The sequence below is a fragment of the Chitinophaga sp. W2I13 genome (assembly GCF_050434005.1).
GTDB lineage: Bacteria > Bacteroidota > Bacteroidia > Chitinophagales > Chitinophagaceae > Chitinophaga.
On the sequence record NZ_JBNPWD010000001.1, the window covers coordinates 1,569,523 to 1,588,386 of the forward strand.

Consider the following 18,864-nt stretch of genomic DNA (forward strand, 5'->3'; position numbering starts at 1 on the left):
TTCCATCTTTCCTTATCAAAATTTCCGAAAATCAAAAAATTTATATATGTAATTTTTATTAATTTGTGTAGACATTTAGTCAATGGAAAACCTGTGTACCCTATGAAATACCGACAGGCAAAGTGTTTTTGGACATTGCTGCTCCTTATATCCCTTTTGCAGGCAAACTGCTTACTGGCACAGAAGGCGGACTTTACCTATACCGCTTCGCCGGGCAGCCTGTGTACACCCGTAACACTTACATTGAGAAATACCAGCACCGGCACTCCGCTTACCTATAACTGGGATTTCGGGGATGGCAGAACTTCACATGAGGAGCATCCACAGGTCACCTATACCAGTGGCGGACCCGTAAAAATCACCCTCGAGGCAGTATATAAAGTAAGCGGCGGAACAACTACCAGTACTTATTGGCGTAACCTGGTAGTAGGTGCTACCCCCCAGGTAATTTTTTCGGCAGATGTAACAAAAAGCTGCAAAGTATTCGCCGCTAATTTCACGGATGCCACGATAGGCGCGGCCAGTCGTACCTGGGATTTCGGCGACGGTACTGCACCGGTTACCACCAGTAATGCTTACATACCACATCAATACACCCGAGCGGGCAAATTTGATGTAACCCTTACCGTTACTAACACCAATGGCTGTACGGCCACATTAAAGAAAGATGCCTATATCGATATTTCATTGCCCCAGATCACCATGGCTACACCGTTATCCGGCTGTGTGCCTTATACCGCTGCGTTCACGGCTACTTCCGCCAACGATATCAATGATCCGGTGGTATCCTGGGCCTGGAATTTCGGGGATGGCAACACCCAATCCACTGCCAACGGAAATGTAAATCACATCTATACGCAAACCGGAACTTATAACGTAGGCGTTACCGTTACTACCCAGGGGCAATGCGTCGTAACTACAGCGTTCGATAAGTTTGTGCATACCGGCAATCCCCCGTCCAGTGTAAGCTTCACTGTATCTCCGGCCAGTACCTGTACCGGCGATCCGGTACGACTGCTCGCCAATGCCAGCTTTGCGGACACCTACAGCTGGGATTTCGGAGATGGAAAAACGGAATCAGGCAGCAGTAACGATATCCGTCATTCGTTTAATGCCAATGGCACCCTCACCGTGCAAATGAAAGCGGGCAGTAATGGCTGCTTCACAGCTGCGCCACCAGCTACTGTAAACGTAACCGGTCCGGTGTCACAATTCAGCGTGGTTCGCGATTGTGCCGATAAAAGTAAATTTATCTTTACCAACAACTCCATTGGTACCAGCGCCAACTCTACCTACCAGTGGGATTTTGGAGATAACTCTCCCCTGGTAAACACCATGGACGCAGTACATAATTATATAACACCCGGTAATTATACCGTTCGTCTTACTATTGGGGAAATAGGCAATAACTGCAACCATAGCAACTTCCAGACAATCTATTATTTCCGGGCCGATTTTACTGCCGGCGTCAACTCCATCTGCCGCGGAAGCAAGGCGACCTATGGTGTGCTGAATGTACCACTGGGACTGGTTTCCAGCTACACCTGGCAATTTGGCGATGGCACCACTTTTACCACGACTGACCAAACCTATATAAAAACATGGGCCGCTGCGGGTACATTCGATAACCAGCTGACCATTCGTTATAATGATCCCGCTTATTGCGACGACATTGTGTATAAACCGGATGATATTGACATCCTCGCACCACAGGCCGACTTTACCACCGGCCCGGTTACCTGTGCAGGCCAGGCGGTAAGCTTTATCAATAACACCATTACTTCTCCCAATATCCCGATTGCCAACTGGTACTGGGATCTGGGCAATGGCCTTAGTTCCACCGCTCAAACACCGCCAGCGACTAAGTACAGCACTTCCGGCGGACAGGCGGTGAAACTGGTGGTGACAGATGCCCGCAATTGCAGGGACTCTGTCAGCAAAACCATCAACATTCATCCCACCCCGGTGTTGAAAGCATCGGCACAACAACCAAAGATTTGCGAGGGCAACAGTGTTAACCTGAATGCCTTATCAGACGGCACGGTGCAATGGCTCACCACCAACCAGCTCAGTTGTGTTTTCTGTACAGATCCGGTGGCATCGCCACTTACAAATACCCGTTACCGCGTGCAGGCTTCTAACGTATACGGATGTACGTTATTTGATTCCACTGATGTAGTAGTGGTGCCGAAAGTAAATCTTACCGTAAGCAATGATACCATTGCCTGCTACGGCACTTCGGTACAACTGAAAGCAGCCGGCGCTACCATCTATAACTGGACGCCCGTTACCGGCCTGACCAACAACACTATCGCTAACCCGGTTACCACACCCATAACAGACATCACTTACCAGGTAACCGGCACCAACGACGCTATTTGCCCCATGAGTGCGCCGCTTGCTGTGAAAGTATCCGTAAAACCGGTACCACAGGTAGATGCCGGCAAGGACCAGACAGTGATGGTGGGAGATATTGTGCGACTGATGGCCAGCGGAAGTCCTGACATTGTGAAATGGAAATGGAGCCCGGATGATTACCTCGATAACACCAGTTCTCCTTATGTAACGGCTGCCGTACGTAAGCCTATCACTTACAGCATTACCGGTACTAACCAGTTCGGCTGTACGAAAAGCGATATCATGAACGTGGACCTCGTTTGCAATACCGACGTGGTATTTATTCCAAATACTTTCAGTCCCAATGGCGACGGGCAAAATGATATATTCTATCCACGCGGAAAGGGCATCAGCCTGATAAAGTCTTTCCGGATTTTCAACCGCTGGGGACAGGAAGTACATCATCGCGAAAGAATCAACATTGATGATATCAGCACCGGGTGGAACGGCTCCTTTAACGGCAAGCCGCAGCCTGCTGATGTGTATATCTACTTTATTGAGGCTTACTGTGATACCAACGAATTTTTCCAGATGAAAGGCAACGTAACATTACTCAGATAAATATTTTTAACCTGGCTAACATGAAAACCATATACCGCGTATTACTGGCGATAGTTTGCATCACGCATGCAGCACCGTTGTATGCCCAGGATATACATCTGTCGCAGTTCTATGAAACGCCTATCCTCCGCAATCCTGCGCTGATAGGCATTTTCAACGGCGATGTGCGCGTGCAGGCTGTATATCGTAACCAGTGGAACAGCGTTACCATTCCTTACCAGACCGGTACCGTGAGTGGCGAAATAAAGTTCCCTGTGGGTCGCAGCAACGACTATGTGACTACCGGTTTGCAGGTTACCTACGACCGTGCAGGTACTTCCAAACTGCAGTCCACGCAGATCTTCCCGGCTATCAACTATCATAAATCGCTCAATGAAGATAAGAGTAGTTTCCTCTCTGTAGGATTCATGGGCGGCTTTGTGCAGCGGCAGTTCGATCCCACCAACATGACCTTTAACAACCAGTATACCAACGGCCGGTTTGATCCTGCTACCGCTACCGGGGAAGAAGGCAAACTGGCGCTGAAAGGCTACAGTTACCTCGATGCTGGAGTGGGCCTGAGTTACAACAGCGTGATCGGAGAAGATGTGAATTACTTTATCGGGGCCGGGTACTTCCATTTTAACCGAGCCAAAATATCCTTCTATAACGATCAGAATATTGAGTTGCAGCCGAAACTTACGTTTAACGCGGGTATCACAATCCCGGTAGATGAGCGGGTAAAAGTAATTGCACATTACAACCAGTTGCACCAGGGCACTTATACAGAATATATTGGCGGTGCTTTAATCGGTTATGGTTTAATGGACCAGGGACTGGAATCGACCCGGGCCATTTATGGCGGCCTCTTCCTGAGGTGGAATGATGCTATTATCCCAACCATCAAAATTGACATGGATAAATACGAGATCGGAATGAGTTATGACACCAATATTTCCAAACTGAGAACAGCCAGCCAGACATTTGGCGGCTTCGAAATTTCATTGGTTTTCAAGGGATTTCTTAACAGCCGGAATTCAACGCTGGAAAGCGTAAACTGTCCCAGATTTTAATCTATTATAAATCAATTAATTATGAAAATAAATTACCAAGCGTTAAAAATTACATAAAATATGCGGAAATACTAACAAAATGGCCTGTAGTTTGTTATTTTTATGTAGAAACATAGGCGCTCGAATGAGCCGAATTTGTCAAACAAAAATTAGGAAATATTTGAAAAAAACTTTATTTTTATAATACTATGTGGAAAACCTCTACCCTGATTCTCATAATGGTTTTCAGCCTTTTTACCAGCATAGGCAAGGCTCAAAGCGAAAAATCCCAACCTGCCACGGAGGGGGGTAGCAAAATCGTGAAGCTATATCCCAATCCAGCTACTACCGTCATAACATTTGAAGTTCAACAACATAATAACGATCGCTTATACGATCTTATTGTATATAATTTCCTCGGAAAAAAAATAGATCAGTTAAAAGGCATCAGTTCCAAGACAACGGTGAGCCTGGATAATTATTATAACGGTTTGTATATTTTCCAATTAAGGGACCAGCGGGGTAACCTGGTGGAATCCGGGAAATTCAATGTAGTGAAATAGCTTAGATATATCTGGCATCAAAATAAAAAAGGAAAAGTCACGATTTACATCGTGACTTTTCCTTTTTTATATCTTCTGTTATCAGGAAACTTCTACAATCAGGAATTTCAGGTACGTAGTATTCTCAATATTCCGCAGGATGGGATGGTCCTGGGCCTGTGTCTGGAAAGTAACCTGGCGCAGTCTTTTCTTCGCATCTTTTGCGGCCGCATCTATGGTTTGCAGGAACAGGTCCGGCGATACCAGGTTGGTGCAGGAAGCTGTTACCAGGAAGCCTCCGGGTTTCAGCAGTTTCATTCCACGAAGATTAATTTCCTTATAACCGGTTACTGCCTTCGAAATATTTTCGCGGCTTTTGGTAAAGGCCGGCGGATCCAGTATTACCACGTCGAACTTCTTCTCTTCCTTTGTCCATTGCTTCAGCTGATCAAACGCATTCACCGCCTGGAACCGGCAGATATCCTGCAGGTTATTCAGCTCGGCGTTTTTGCGGGCAGTAGCAACCGCTGTTTCGGAAATATCAAGTCCAAGTACGCTTTTAGCGCCATAAAAGCCGGCATGACAGGAAAAAGTACCGGTATAGCAAAAGGCTTCCATCACATCGGCGCCTTTTACAATATGCTTGATTTCGCGGCGGTTGTCTTGCTGATCCAGGAAATAGCCCGTTTTCTGACCGTTTACGATATCCACATGAAACCGCAAACCATTTTCATTGATGATCAGGTTGGTGTCGAAAGGCTCGCTGAGAAAGCCTTTCTGCTGGGTCATGCCTTCCAGTTCCCTTACAGGCACGTCATTTCTTTCGTAAATTCCTTTGGGTGAAAAAATGCGGTTGATAGCATCTACGATGGCATCTTTCCATTTCTCCATACCCAACGCGAGGGTTTGTATCACGAAATAATCGTTGAATTTATCGATTACCAGTGCCGGCAGGTCATCTGCTTCCCCATATACGAGGCGGCAGTTTTCCACATAGCCCAGTTTCTGGCGGTATTCCCAGCACTTGAGGAGACGGCGGTAAAAGAATTCAGGGTTTATTTCTTCGTTCTTATCACGGGTAAGAAGCCTTACGAGGATCTGGGATTGAGGGTTGATATAACCACGACCCAGGAAAAAACCTTTATGCGTATATACATCTACGATATCACCGGCATTTACATCTCCTTTTATTTCGGCCACTTCATTGCCAAAAATCCAGGGATGCCCTTGTAATACCCTGTTCTGTATCTGTTTCTTTAAAAAAACTTTAGTCATTTATTGTATTTCGAGGGGCAAAGGTAGCTATTTAGCGGTTAGCCTTGGGGATTTCACTTTCAATTCTGCCTTTTTGTCGGCAAAACCGCTGTTGGCAAAGAAATTGACTGGATACCTGCGCAGACAATTATTACTTATTATGACAGAAAACGAAAAAGACATGCAGACAAACGGGTCAGGCTAACACTGGTAGCGAAAACGAAGGCATGCCAGAAGAAAATATAAGCAATAGTTCAAATACGAATAATGAATCAGGTGAAGTGAGTGAGCTGGAGAAGAAAGAAAAGGAAGTAAGTGAAATCCGTGATAAGTACCTCCGGTTACAGGCAGAATTTGACAATTACCGTAAGCGTACTGCTAAAGAGCGTATAGAACTGATGCAAACAGCCAGCAAGGAGGTTATCATATCTTTGCTGGATGTGCTGGATGATACCGACAGGGCTGAAAAGCAGTTGGAAAACACAACAGATGTTGCGGTCGTTAAAGACGGCGTAATGCTGGTTTTCAATAAACTGAGAAACACTCTGCAAGCGAAAGGACTGAAGCCAATGGAGAGTATACATACCCCATTTGATCCGGATCTGCAGGAGGCTATTACCGAAATCCCTGCTCCCACGCCAGAGCTGGTTGGTAAAGTAGTAGATGTGCTGCAACCTGGTTATTACCTGAGTGACAAATTGATCCGTCATGCTAAGGTAATTGTGGGCAAATAAAATGACGATGTGGCATAATCTCTAAGGATGCCCTATGCTAAAAGCTGACGTAAAACAATATTTTTTACCGGACAAGAGCTGGTGCCTGCACCAGCATTAAGTGATTATTATAATGTCTACCAAGAGAGATTATTACGAAATACTGGCTGTTGCCAAATCTGCTTCACAGGATGAAATTAAAAAAGCCTACCGCAAGGTGGCGATGCAGTTTCACCCTGACCGCAACCCCAATAACAAAGAGGCAGAAGAAAAATTCAAAGAAGCAGCTGAAGCTTATGAAGTATTAAGCGATCCTGATAAAAGGGCGCAATACGACCGCTTTGGCCATGCCGGCATGAATGGCAACCGTGGTGGCGGCGGATATGGCGGTGGTGGAATGAACATGGACGACATCTTCTCCAACTTCGGTGACATTTTTGGTAACGATGACATTTTCGGTAGCTTCTTTGGCGGCGGTGGCGCCCGTGGTGGCGGTGGAAACCGCCGTGGACGCGGTACCCGCGGCTCCAATCTCCGGGTTAAGATCCGTCTTACCTATGAAGAAATCGCCAAAGGCGCCAACAAAAAGATTAAAGTAAAAAAATATGTACCCTGCCAGCATTGCGGTGGCCTGGGTGCAAAAGATAAAAACGCATTCCAGTCATGTAATACCTGCGGCGGTTCTGGCCAGGTAAGAAAAGTTACCCAAACTTTCCTCGGACAAATGCAAACCGTTACCACCTGCCCCACCTGTCATGGCGAAGGCCAGATCATTACCAGCAAATGCGGCCACTGTAAAGGTGAAGGCCGTATGTACGGTGAGGAAATGGTGAGCATCGACATCCCGGCAGGCGTTCAGGAAGGCATGCAGCTGAGCATGAGCGGTAAAGGTAACGCCGGCGAAAGAGGCGGCGCACCCGGCGATCTGCTGATCCTCATCGAAGAAGAACCACATCCGGAGCTGCAACGCGATGGACTCAATGTAGCCTTCGATCTGCACATCTCCTTCCCCGATGCAGTATATGGCACCTCCCTGGAAGTGCCTACCATCGACGGAAAAGCCAAAATTAAAATCCCACCCGGCACACAGAGCGGTAAAATATTCCGCCTGAAAGGCAAAGGATTCCCTTCCGTAAATTCTTATGAAAAAGGCGATCAGCTGATTCATGTGAACGTATGGACACCACAACACGTGACCGCGGAAGAGAAAGAAATGCTCGACAAATTACAATCGTCCGATAACTTCAAACCAAATCCCGAAAAATCTGATAAAGGATTCTTCGAAAAGGTAAGAGATATTTTCAGCTGATGCGGATTTTGTCTTTCTCGCTGATTACGCTGATTTTACTGATTAGTTTGATTTTACTTTTTGGATTTTTTTGATTTTCTTAAGATATAATTAAGGGAGATAAAAGCGAATATCCGCTTCTATCTCCCTTAATCCTTTATAAAATCAAAAGTAAAAATCAAACTAATCAGTAAAATCAGCGTAATCAGCGAGAAAGACAAAATTCGCGCGGTAAACACTACACCATGGAACAAAAACTGCAGATGTTCGAAAACCGGCTGACGAAAGTTTTCCGGCATACCTCCAAACTGGCCAGACGACAAAACATCACCTGCTACCGGGTGTACGATGATGATATTCCTGAATTTCCCTTCAGTATAGAAATGTATGAAGACCATGTTTACATCGCAGAATACCACCGCAAACACGGCATGGAAGAAGATGCACATGAAGAATGGCTCGATACCTGCCTGGAACTGATTAGCAAAGTACTGGAAGTAGCACCCAATAAAATATGGGTTAAACAACGGCAACGCAAAGAAAACAGGAAAAGCCAGTACGAAAAACTCAGCCTGGAAAGCCATATCATGACGGCTTACGAAGCTGGACTGCAATTTAAAGTGAACCTTTCCGATTATCTCGATACCGGCCTGTTCCTCGACCATCGCATTACCCGCAGCATGGTAAGGGAAGAAGCAAAAGACAAGAAAGTACTTAACCTGTTTTGTTATACCGGCTCGTTCTCCGTATACGCCGCCGCTGGAGGCGCAACAGAAGTAACTTCTGTGGATCTGTCTAAAACCTACCTGGCCTGGGCAGAAGAAAATATGAAGCTGAACGGGTTCGATAACCCGAAACATACTTTTGTACATGCGGATGTACTGCAATACCTCGACACCCTTAAACTTAATACCTACGACCTCGTGATCATAGACCCGCCTACTTTCTCCAACAGCAAACGGATGAAGGATTTCCTCGACGTACAGCGGGATCATGCGGATATGCTCAATAAAGTGCTGCTGGCCACAAAAAAAGATGGCATTGTTTACTTCAGTAACAACTACCGCCGGTTTGTACTGGAAGCCGATAAGATCAGCGCCTCCAGCATAAAGGATATTACCAATCAAACTTTACCATTTGATTTTCAGCAGAAGATGATCAGGAAGTGCTACCGGTTAATAAAATAAAGGATCAATGCTTTCCTTTGCGTACCATTTTTACCATCTTCAAAAACTCTGAGCGATAGTTGCCTTTGTCGGCGCCCAATGCCTGGCGGGCAATATCGTTCACCATTTCTATATTGCCTTTGCCGCAGTAAGACGACTTGCGCAGCAGCATCCCAAATAAAGCCACGCCGGCAGCAAAGCGGCAATCATCGGAGGCCTTATCAAAATTTTTCATTTCTGCGGATATAACACCGGGTAAATATTGCATCGCCGTATCCTGCGGATCCCGCCAGGATATTTTTATCTTTGCCAGCACTGTATCGACGGCAGCAGCTTCCGGTGCGGGAATAATTTCATACAAGGCCACAGAACAATGCCCGCTGCCAATGATCCCTCCGCCAAATTCCCCCTTCTCCGAGCTGTCGGCAGGCAGTATTTTATTTTCATAACCGATAAGCCTGTACGATTTTACGAGTGCCGGGTTAAACCATACCTCCGACTGCACATCGCGGGCAATCGTAAACAAGGTGCTGCCGAATTCACGGGCAAATATTTTATTGGCTTCTTCCAGGTCATCTATATAGGCAAAATTACCATTCCCTTTACTGGACAGGGATTGCAGCTTTGAATCTTTATAATTCTTCATCCCAAAACCCAAACAGGTAAGCAATACTCCGCTTTCCTTTTGCTGAACGATCAGCTCTTCCATTTCATTATCACTGCTGAGGCCTACGTTGAAATCGCCGTCGGTGGCCAGTATCACGCGGTTATTGCCCTCAGGGATATACTGCTCTGATGCGATCCGGTACGCCAGTTTGATGGCGGCTTCCCCGGCAGTGGCGCCGCCGGCACTGAGATTATCTATTGCGTTCAGGATCTTCTCTTTCTGATCGCCGGGCGTAGCCGGTAAAAGAACACCGGGTTCGCCTGCATAGGCTACTATCGCTACTTTATCTACCGGACGGAGATTATTGACCAGGATGCGGAAAGCTGCCTGTAATAAAGGTAATTTATTGGGGGTGCCCATAGAGCCGGAAACATCCAGCAGGAAAACCAGGTTACTGGCGGGAAAACTATCTGTCTCCAATGCGCGGGCCCTAATGGCGATCTGTAATAACCGGTGGGTAGTTTCCCAGGGGCAGGTGGTGTAATTACTATACATAGCCATCGTTTCGCCGGCTAACGGTAACGGATAATCGTAGTGAAAGTAGTTGATCATCTCTTCAATACGAACGGCATCTACCGGCACTGCTTCTTTCAGCCGCAGGAAGCGGCGGATATTGCTATACGCGGCCCTGTCCACATCCACGGCGAAGGTAGATACGGGATGGTTGGCCGTACGGACAAATTTATTTTCGTAGGTGGCTCCGTAAGTTTCATTGTAAAAGGAGTGTACTCCCATGCCGGTATTACCGTAATTGGGATTGCTGCTATGCAACAGTTTTGACCGGGCTTTGGCAAGGGCCACCGGATCTGCATCTTTTCGTAGAGGCGATAACGTTATTAACAGCCTGTCGTATTTGCGCACCGTTATCTCTTTGGATTGATAACCGTTTTGTGTAAGCAATAACGTGGCCGATGCCGTGGGGATTGAAATTTTAAAAAGACCGAAAGCGTTTGTGACCACATGGACTGTGTCATCCATCACCTTCACCTGTACTCCTGCAACGGGGCGGTGGGATAAACTGTCTTCTACCGCTCCCGATACCCAGATTGTTTGCGCCTGCAGCCCTCCACCCCACAAAAGAAAGAGTAAAAGGTACTTGAGCATGTATTAAGTTAAGATTTTTTCCGGGCAAGCGCCCGGAAAAAATAATTACTGCCCGGATTCCACCAGTTGATAAATGGCTGGCAGGTTCCGGCCCAGGCCATCGTAATCGAGGCCGTATCCCAGCAGGAACTTATCGGGAACGGAAAAGCCCAGGTAATCTATTTTGATAGGATGGATCATCGCATCCGGCTTTGTGAGCAGGGCGGCCACCAGTAATTTTTTCGGTTGCTGATGCTCCAGCTGGGGCAGGAACTGGCTCATGGTCCGGCCGGTGTCCACAATATCCTCCAGGATTACTACGGTGCGTCCAAAGAGATCTTCGTCCAGGCCAATGGCCTGTACCACATTACCCGTAGATTTGGTGCCTTTATAGGAAGCCAGCTTAATAAACGAGATCTCCGCCTCAATAGTGAGGTATTTAAACACATCTGCGGCAAACATAAAGGAGCCGTTAAGAATGGCAATAAATAGAGGGCGCTCTCCCTCCAGATCCTTATTGATTTGTTCCGCCATCTCCTTCACCCGCTGCTGCAACGCCACTTCATCAATATAGGGCTGGAACTCTTTGTCATGCACTTTGATCAACGACATAATACGCTCATTTCCTTATTTAACAATCATCAGCAAAAAAAGATCGCTGCTTATTTACTTACCAGTAAACGCTGGCCGATTTTAATATCAAAACCCTGCAGGTTATTCCATTCCTGCAACTGTGTAACAGACCGGTTGTACATTTTGGCAATACCATACAACGTTTCCTTCGGCTGTACATCATGGTACTGCATACCTGATTTCTGCACTGGTGCAGGTGTAGCAGGCCGCGGAGCCGGTTGCGGCACGGATGTTTTTGGTGTACCTGTATTCCCGGTGGTGGTTACCTGGCCGGCTTTCTTCAGGTCTTCTATCATGGCTACCGGCACACCACCCTGTTGCGGGGCTGGTTTTGTTTCCGGTACAGCACCAGCGCCTGCTGCGTTTTGGGCCACTTCTTCCTTAATACCCTCCAGTGCTTTACGGGGAGAGAAATCTTCCGGTGGCTCCTGGTCTTCTTCTTTCAGTACCCGGGTATTTTTAGCCAGCCGTGGTGCGGCGGAAGCAAAACCATCAAGCGTTAACCGCTGACCCGCAGCAGGTTCTTCCCCTTCGTTCATTTTATTACGGCGGCGTAACCATCTTAACTGTACGCCTTCTGCCTGGGCTACGTCGTGCATGGTTTCCCCGTTAACAACGCTGTGGTATTCCCTGCTTCCTCTTTTGCTTTTCTTTTGTAAGAAAACGATCATATCCTTTGCAGGCGGGTTATCATTTTCCAGGTCGTTGTAACGTACCAGCTTACGCAGGCGCATATTACGCTGGTCGGCTACCTGGATGAGGGAGCTGCCTGCCTTTACATACACTGCTTTGCGGCCGTTGATTTCAAAGATACCTTTCGGATAGCTGGCAGTTTGTTTGGTGCCTGTACTTTGATTTTTCCTTCCGGGAGATGTTTTGCTTCCCTTTTCGGTTACTTCTGCATACATCGTTCCATCGGTTGCTGCGCCACCAGCAGAAGGATCTTTCCCCATAGCAATCATCGTATATTGCTGAAGGTTATAATCTTCAATTACTTTAATCAGCTGTTGTGGGTAAGTTTTATTAGTAGCGTATCCGGCTTGTTTAAGACCAAAAGCCCATGATTTATAATCCTCGCCATCAAACTGGAAGAGGAAGGCATAGCGCGGGTTGGCGTGCAGAAAATCGGAGTGATCACGGTAGGAATCGGTGGCGGATTCATATACACGGAAACACTCCTGGGCTGCATCGTCATCGTATTTGATGGTTTTGCCGGTCCAGGTATTTTTGCATTTAATACCGAAGTGGTTGTTCGATTGTAAACACAAGGTGCCGTTGCCGGACTGTGTTTCTATAATCCCCTGCGCCAGTTTGATGGCGGCAGGCACGCCTGAGCGGCGCATTTCCTCAATGGCTAAGTTTTTATAGGTGGCGATGTACTGCTGCGTTGTGATGTTCTGTGCGTGCAGTACGGTAACGAAGCCAATAAGAAAACTGACTACCAATAAGAATTTTCTTACTTGCATGTATGTTCGGATTTAATGGGCGTTTTATTTCTTCCTGATCATCAGTACACCATCCCGCATGGTGAGTAATACCTGTTCTGCACGGTCATCTGCCAACACTTTTTCACAAAAACTGATCATGGCTTTTGCCTGGCGTCCCTGTTCGTTTTCAGGCAGCAGTACCTGGCCGTGATACAACACGTTATCTGCCAGGATAAATCCGCCGGGACGCAGTTTATCCCAAACCAGGTCGTAGTACTGTTCATATCCGGATTTGTCCGCGTCAATAAACACCAGATCAAATACTTCATCCAGTTGTTCAATGACATCGGCCGCTTTGCCGATATGCATTTTTATTTTATCTGCATTCCCGCTTGCCGAGAAATATTGATGACAAAGGGCTTCCAGTTCTTCGTTGATATCTACGGTGTGTAATATGCCATCGGGTGCGAGGCCTGCGGCCAGGCAAATCGCTGAGTACCCGGTGTAAGTGCCCAGTTCCAGGATACGGTGCGGCCGGATCATATGGCTTATCATACTGAGGAACTGGCCCTGTACCTGCCCGCTCAACATATGCGGCAACGCTACCTTCAGATGTGTTTCCCTGTTCAGCTGGTACATCAATTCACTTTCCCGGCTGGTATATTTTTCTGAATAGGCCTCTACTGCTGCCGGTATGAGCTCCATATATTAAAATTTCTGCAAAGCTAAGGAAAAGCGGCTAACCGACAGCCTGTTGCTTTCAACAGAAAAAGCGGATATATCCATAAACGCTATTCTGCCGGGTTTTATTCTCTCCGGGCGTACGTTCACGCATATCCGCTTTTCCGGCCTGAAGGGAGGCTTTATTAGAAATTCGGTCTTAATTTATTGGTGGTATAGAAAACACGGAAATATTCCACTACTTCATCTGCTGTGTCAAATAACTGCAGCAGGTCGAGGTCCTGCGGGTTAATATTGCTTTCCTTTTCCATCATTACATTACGGATCCAGTCGAGCAGGCCACTCCAATACTCTTTCCCTACCAGCACCATCGGCGTTTCCTCCATTTTCTTGGTTTGAATAAGGGTGGCTACTTCAAAGAATTCATCCATCGTACCAAAGCCACCAGGCATCATCACAAAGCCCTGGGAATACTTGGTAAACATTACTTTACGGACAAAGAAGTAATCGAAATTGAGACTATTCTCCGGGTCTATATAAACATTGGGATGTTGCTCGTGCGGCAGGGTGATATTGGCGCCCACTGATTTGCCATGTGCTGCCTGCGCGCCTCTGTTGGCGGCTTCCATAACACCTGGTCCGCCACCGGTGATAATGCCAAAGCCTTCTTCTGCCAGCCTGGTGGATATTTCCTGGGCCAGGTCGTAATAACGGTTGCCCGGTTTGGTGCGGGCCGATCCGAATATGGAAATACAGGGTCCTATTTTAGCCAGTTTCTCAAATCCTTCAACAAACTCCGCCATTATCTTGAATATCTGCCAGCTGGAATGCGCTCTTGTTTCCGTCCAGTCTCTTTCTTTAAGATTCTTTATACTACTGTTCATGCAACTGCTTTTTTATTATGCTATAAAACACCTTCCCCCGTGCAGGCACGCGGAATGATGTAATTTATATAATAATTGGCTTACAGTAACAGCTTTACGCATAAAAAAAGCAGGTAACTATATAGAAACCTGCTTTACATTTAACACGTTATGAACGTGCAGCGATGTTAAATAAACATCGCTGCAGAAACGTTGCTAATGCTGGCAATCAAAAAAATAAATAATGTTGAAATTTAGTAAGATAGTACTACCGTTTTAATCAACAGATGTTCTCATAACGCTTAATCTCCATTAATTTATTAATTATTTAAGCAATAACCTAATTTAAATTTATCAAGGTTACGCAAAGGTATGCGCGCCTGCCACTACTTCTTCGGCCAGCCCGAAAGACAATGTCATCCCGGCTCCGCCAAGACCATTTACGATCGTTACATTTTTTTCGGGAGAGAATACCAGGTCCGTTTTGCCGTTGGTTAGTTTTGGGTAGATGCCATGCCATTGTTCCTGGATGGTATACTCCGGCGCCTGTAAAAAGGTATGCATATACTGCAGGATGAGTTCATTGATAAATGCTTTATCAAATGGTTCGAAGTCCGGACCATATTCATGTGAGTCACCAATGGTGAGTTCGCCTGCGCCATTTTGAGAAATCAGCAGGTGAATGCCCCATTTCACATACTCCGGCATTTCCTGTGCGAAGCGCTGCTTCAGTGGTTCCAGGGTTTTACAGCTTTCAAAGGCCGCATAGTGTCCCAGGGTTAAGCCTGCGCATAGTGCGGGACCCAGTTGCCAGTTGCCCGGTTGCGGAATGGTACGCATCATCTGCAGTTTGCATTTTTTCAGCGGTGCGGCCGCAAATTCAGCAGGGTAAAGCGTTTCAAAGTCAGCGCCGCTGCAAACAAATACTTCTTCCACTTTCCAGCGCTCATCTTTGGTTTCAATAAAGGGCATGCTGATGCCATTTACCGCGGTGCCGAAACGAACCGTTACGTTCAGGTGTTCCTCCAAATGCTTTGCGATAACGGCACTGGCCTGGCGTGGGTTCACGGTCATTTCGGAGGCACTCCACAATGCACCTTTCAACCCGTTTGTTTTAATCGCGCTGGTATATTTTCCTATTTGTGAGGGAGCAATCAGCTCACAGCTGTAACCGTTGCCGGGAGCGGCCTGTACAAATTCTTCCAATACCGCCAGTTCATCTTTTTCATACGCCAGGTGCAGTGATCCGGTTTCCTGGCACTGCAACCCGGCGGCAGCAGCCAGCTCTTTCCAGGTACGGCGGCTGCGCATAGCGCGGTCGTACATTTTACCTGCTGTTTGCCCGATGGGCCATACCAGTCCGAAATTGCGGATAGAAGCGCTGATCGCTTTACTGTTACGTTCAAACAGCACTACTTTTCTTCCTTTTTTTGCCAGGTGGTAAGACATGGCCAATCCCACTATTCCTGCGCCTATTACTGCTACATCTGCCTGTTGTTGTTGCATGATATCAAATGTAAAGTGTGATTAAAAGATAGACAGTAGTTCATCCAGGGATGCTACCAGGTGGGTATGCGGACCTTTCTCCAGCTCTTCCCGCGTATAAGCGCCGGTAGTAACCCCTATTACATAGCGGCAACCTGCGTTAGTACCTTCTTCCAGGTCGGAAATGGTATCGCCGGTTTTAGCGACCGACGCTATACTGCGGATTCCCAACTGTTCCATGATCCGGTATATCATATACGGGTATGGACGGCCGAAGGGTACTTCATCGCTGGTAGCCACGGCATCAATAAGTCCTTTTTGCTGCCAGCCCACCCTTTCCAGGATCACGTTGGTAATGGCCCTGTCGAAGCCCGTATCCAGTGCCACTTTAATACCTTTTGCCTTCAGTGCGGCAAATACCGCTGATACCCCTTCTTTTTCCCTTACCGCAGGATGTGTGGCATAATGCACTTTCATGTCCGCCACAAAACGGCTGTGCAGGTCGCCAATAAAGGTTTCATCGCTGTAGCGGCTATCCTTCTGCTGCTGCAACAGGTAACGGATAGCATACGGTTTGGCGTACCCCATCACCTCGTTCACCTGTTCCAGCGTTACTGTAACACCCGCCAGCCCGATGGCTTGCTGCAACACCTTTGCTACATTGGATTCATCATGCAGGGTAGTGCCTGCAATATCAAAAACAACTAATTGTATTCCCATCTTTTCCCATTGTTAATAGGTGGCAAAGATAAGGAGTTACTAAAAATAAGTTTAGCATTTATAAACATTTAACATGCGCGTAATATGCGAATTTTGTCTTTCCCGCTGATTACGCTGATTATACTGATTAGCTGGATTTTTGCTTTTGGATTTTGTAAGGATTTTAAATGATTTGGGGAGATATAAGCGGATATTTTCGCTTATATCTCCCCGAATCATTTAAAATCCAAAGAAATAAAATCCAGCTAATCAGTATAATCAGCGCAATCAGCGGGAAAGACAAAATTCGCTAGAAGCCGATTCCTGCACCCACCCGGTATATCAGGCTGTTGTTATAGGGCGAGCGATCGTCCTGGATCACATCATATAAAATGGAGATGCCAATACCTACCCTGCCGCCTACGTTTTGGGTGTAACCCGCGCCTACCAGTAAGCTGGGAACGCCATAGTTGGTTTTGTAGGTTTGTTTTTCGTTGTTGTTGAGGTAAACGGTAGAATTTTGTGTAACGAAATTATATTCCGGCTGAACATGTATAAATACCATCGGGAGCGGATATACACGGCCCCAGATACCACCACCAAAAATAGTGTACTTATCCCGCTGCACTATCTGGTCATAGCTCCACACTTTATACTGGCCGTATTGCGCATTGATGTTAACACCTGCAGCAATGTAGTCGGAGAAGCGGTAACCTACCAGCGGAGAGATATCCACGTTGGTAACATCGCCAAACACCATTCCCAGCGAACCGCCTAATACCAAACGGGAAGGATCAAAGCCCTTACGGGTAACCGTGTCTGTTTTATAATATTGGGCGTGTGCCAGCTGTACGCCAGCCAGCAGGAAAAAACATATCAATAAACGTTTCATGATCAGCTTTATTAAGTTTAACTATTTACCGGCAGAAAGGTTTAACAATCAAAAATTTTACCCCGGTTTAATATATTCTTCGGATCAAAGATCTGTTTTATTTGCTTCATGAGCTGCATGGAGGTCTGATCAAAAATGATATCCATATAGTTTTTCTGTACCAACCCAATACCATGCTCACCGGAGATGGTACCACCCAATGCTTTCACCAGCTGAAAAATTTCCCGTATACCTTCCGTGAGGGTCCCGTTCCATTGTTCTTCCGTGAGGGTGCCGCGGATAATATTTACATGCAGGTTACCATCGCCGGCATGCCCGTAGCATACTGAATGGAATCCATACCTGTTCCCGATTTCCTTTACTCCTTTCAGCAATACCGGCAGTTCTGCGCGGGGTACCACGGTATCTTCTTCTTTATATACAGAATTTGCCTTTACGGCTTCCGCTACCCGGCGGCGCAGTTTCCAGAGTTCTTCCTTCTGCTGGGAATCTTCTGCAAACAATATCTCCCCGATATCAAAACCTTCTACCACACCGGCAATACCTTCCATTTCCTGCATCAGCACTTCCGGGTAATTGCCATCTACTTCTATGAGCAGGTGTGCCTGTATATCGTCTTCTATTTTAACTGCGCTGCTTTGTACATATTTTGTTACCCAGTCGATAGCGTCGCGTTCCATAAATTCCATGGCGGAAGGTGTGTAACCCGCCCGGAAGATAGCGCTTACCGCTTCACAGGCGCTTTCAGCAGAGCGGAAAGGAACCAGCATCAGCAGATCTGTTTTGGGTAGTGGTATTAAACGCAATACTATTTTGGTAACGATGCCCAGGGTGCCTTCGCTGCCTACTACCAGCTGAGTAAGATTATAACCGGTGGCATTTTTTAGTACATTGGCGCCCGTCCAGATCACTTCACCACTGGGCAGCACCATTTCCAGGTTCAGCACATAATCCTTTACCACGCCGTATTTTACCGCTTTGGGACCACCTGAATTTTCAGCAATATTACCACCGATAAAGCAGGTACCGCGGCTGCTCGGGTCGGGCGGATAAAACAATCCCTTTTCTTTTACGGCGTTCTGTAATTCTTCTGTGATCACACCGGGTTCGGTGATTACCTGCAGGTTCCTTTCATCTATGAGGGTGATGCGGTTAAAGCGTTCCATGGATATGAGCACGCCACCAAACTGGGCGAGCGCTCCTCCGCTGAGCCCTGTACCGCCACCACGGGGAGTTACGGGCAACAGCGCTTCATTGCATAATTTCATGATACGGCTTACCTGTTCGGTGGTATCCGGCTTAACCACTACTTCGGGGAGATAATGCAGATCCTCGGTTTCATCCTGTGCATAACGGCTCATACTTTCTTCGTCGGCCAATACATATTGCGCTCCGGCTATTTCACGTAATGCCGCTACGTGAGCGGCAGTTACTTTATTGAACGTTGTCATGGAACAAAAATAATCATAATGCCGGTTAGGT

The 18,864-nt window shown here is 46.8% G+C and carries 16 protein-coding genes; 6 read left to right on the plus strand and 10 right to left on the minus strand.

Annotation, left to right across the window (positions count from 1 at the left end; all coding sequences use genetic code 11):
* Positions 1-102 precede the first annotated feature (102 nt).
* From QFZ48_RS06260 to QFZ48_RS06270, 3 genes are all read left to right on the plus strand, one after another.
* Complete coding sequence (locus QFZ48_RS06260; RefSeq protein WP_429061618.1) at positions 103-2,958, plus strand: PKD domain-containing protein; 2,856 nt, start codon at positions 103-105, stop codon at positions 2,956-2,958.
* A 20-nt stretch (positions 2,959-2,978) separates the two neighbouring features.
* Positions 2,979-4,010, plus strand: coding sequence for a PorP/SprF family type IX secretion system membrane protein (locus QFZ48_RS06265; RefSeq protein WP_370909384.1), 1,032 nt, complete (start codon positions 2,979-2,981; stop codon positions 4,008-4,010).
* A gap of 188 nt (positions 4,011-4,198) precedes the next feature.
* A complete protein-coding gene (locus QFZ48_RS06270) occupies positions 4,199-4,552 on the plus strand; it encodes a T9SS type A sorting domain-containing protein (protein WP_370909383.1) in 354 nt (117 codons plus the stop codon).
* A gap of 81 nt (positions 4,553-4,633) precedes the next feature.
* Here the strand turns inward: QFZ48_RS06270 and QFZ48_RS06275 are convergent, their stop codons facing one another.
* Positions 4,634-5,806 carry a class I SAM-dependent rRNA methyltransferase gene (locus QFZ48_RS06275; protein WP_429044886.1) on the minus strand — a complete coding sequence of 391 codons (1,173 nt, stop codon included), beginning with the start codon at positions 5,804-5,806 and terminating at the stop codon, positions 4,634-4,636.
* Between the two features lie 206 nt (positions 5,807-6,012).
* Here QFZ48_RS06275 and QFZ48_RS06280 point away from each other — a divergent pair, with 206 nt between their 5' ends.
* The 3 genes from QFZ48_RS06280 to QFZ48_RS06290 all read left to right on the plus strand — a co-directional run bounded on the left by QFZ48_RS06280 (position 6,013) and on the right by QFZ48_RS06290 (position 8,973).
* Positions 6,013-6,519, plus strand: coding sequence for a nucleotide exchange factor GrpE (locus QFZ48_RS06280; protein ID WP_429061620.1), 507 nt, complete (start codon positions 6,013-6,015; stop codon positions 6,517-6,519).
* A gap of 112 nt (positions 6,520-6,631) precedes the next feature.
* Complete coding sequence (gene dnaJ, locus QFZ48_RS06285; RefSeq protein ID WP_370909380.1) at positions 6,632-7,807, plus strand: molecular chaperone DnaJ; 1,176 nt, start codon at positions 6,632-6,634, stop codon at positions 7,805-7,807.
* A 224-nt stretch (positions 7,808-8,031) separates the two neighbouring features.
* Entirely contained in the window at positions 8,032-8,973 is a 942-nt protein-coding gene (locus QFZ48_RS06290; RefSeq protein ID WP_429044883.1) for a class I SAM-dependent methyltransferase, read from the plus strand.
* A gap of 4 nt (positions 8,974-8,977) precedes the next feature.
* Here QFZ48_RS06290 and QFZ48_RS06295 read toward each other — a convergent pair whose 3' ends face one another.
* From QFZ48_RS06295 to QFZ48_RS06335, 9 genes are all read right to left on the minus strand, one after another.
* Positions 8,978-10,723, minus strand: coding sequence for a YfbK domain-containing protein (locus QFZ48_RS06295; protein ID WP_429061622.1), 1,746 nt, complete (start codon positions 10,721-10,723; stop codon positions 8,978-8,980).
* A 45-nt stretch (positions 10,724-10,768) separates the two neighbouring features.
* Positions 10,769-11,314, minus strand: a complete 546-nt coding sequence (gene hpt / locus QFZ48_RS06300) for a hypoxanthine phosphoribosyltransferase (protein ID WP_370909377.1) — start codon at positions 11,312-11,314, stop codon at positions 10,769-10,771.
* Between the two features lie 50 nt (positions 11,315-11,364).
* Entirely contained in the window at positions 11,365-12,801 is a 1,437-nt protein-coding gene (locus tag QFZ48_RS06305; RefSeq protein WP_429061623.1) for a glucosaminidase domain-containing protein, read from the minus strand.
* Between the two features lie 24 nt (positions 12,802-12,825).
* Positions 12,826-13,467 carry an O-methyltransferase gene (locus QFZ48_RS06310; protein WP_429061625.1) on the minus strand — a complete coding sequence of 214 codons (642 nt, stop codon included), beginning with the start codon at positions 13,465-13,467 and terminating at the stop codon, positions 12,826-12,828.
* Positions 13,468-13,628: 161 nt separating this feature from the next.
* Positions 13,629-14,327: a TIGR00730 family Rossman fold protein gene (locus QFZ48_RS06315; RefSeq protein WP_370909374.1), complete on the minus strand. Its 699-nt coding sequence runs from the start codon at positions 14,325-14,327 to the stop codon at positions 13,629-13,631.
* 339 nt (positions 14,328-14,666) lie between these two features.
* Entirely contained in the window at positions 14,667-15,812 is a 1,146-nt protein-coding gene (locus tag QFZ48_RS06320; RefSeq protein WP_429061627.1) for a TIGR03364 family FAD-dependent oxidoreductase, read from the minus strand.
* Positions 15,813-15,833: 21 nt separating this feature from the next.
* The gene (locus tag QFZ48_RS06325; RefSeq protein ID WP_429044876.1) at positions 15,834-16,511 is read right to left on the minus strand and encodes a phosphonatase-like hydrolase; all 678 of its coding nucleotides are present in this window, start codon (positions 16,509-16,511) and stop codon (positions 15,834-15,836) included.
* 289 nt (positions 16,512-16,800) lie between these two features.
* Positions 16,801-17,382, minus strand: a complete 582-nt coding sequence (locus QFZ48_RS06330) for a hypothetical protein (RefSeq protein ID WP_429061629.1) — start codon at positions 17,380-17,382, stop codon at positions 16,801-16,803.
* 41 nt (positions 17,383-17,423) lie between these two features.
* Complete coding sequence (locus tag QFZ48_RS06335; RefSeq protein WP_429061631.1) at positions 17,424-18,833, minus strand: FAD-binding oxidoreductase; 1,410 nt, start codon at positions 18,831-18,833, stop codon at positions 17,424-17,426.
* Positions 18,834-18,864: the final 31 nt, after the last annotated feature.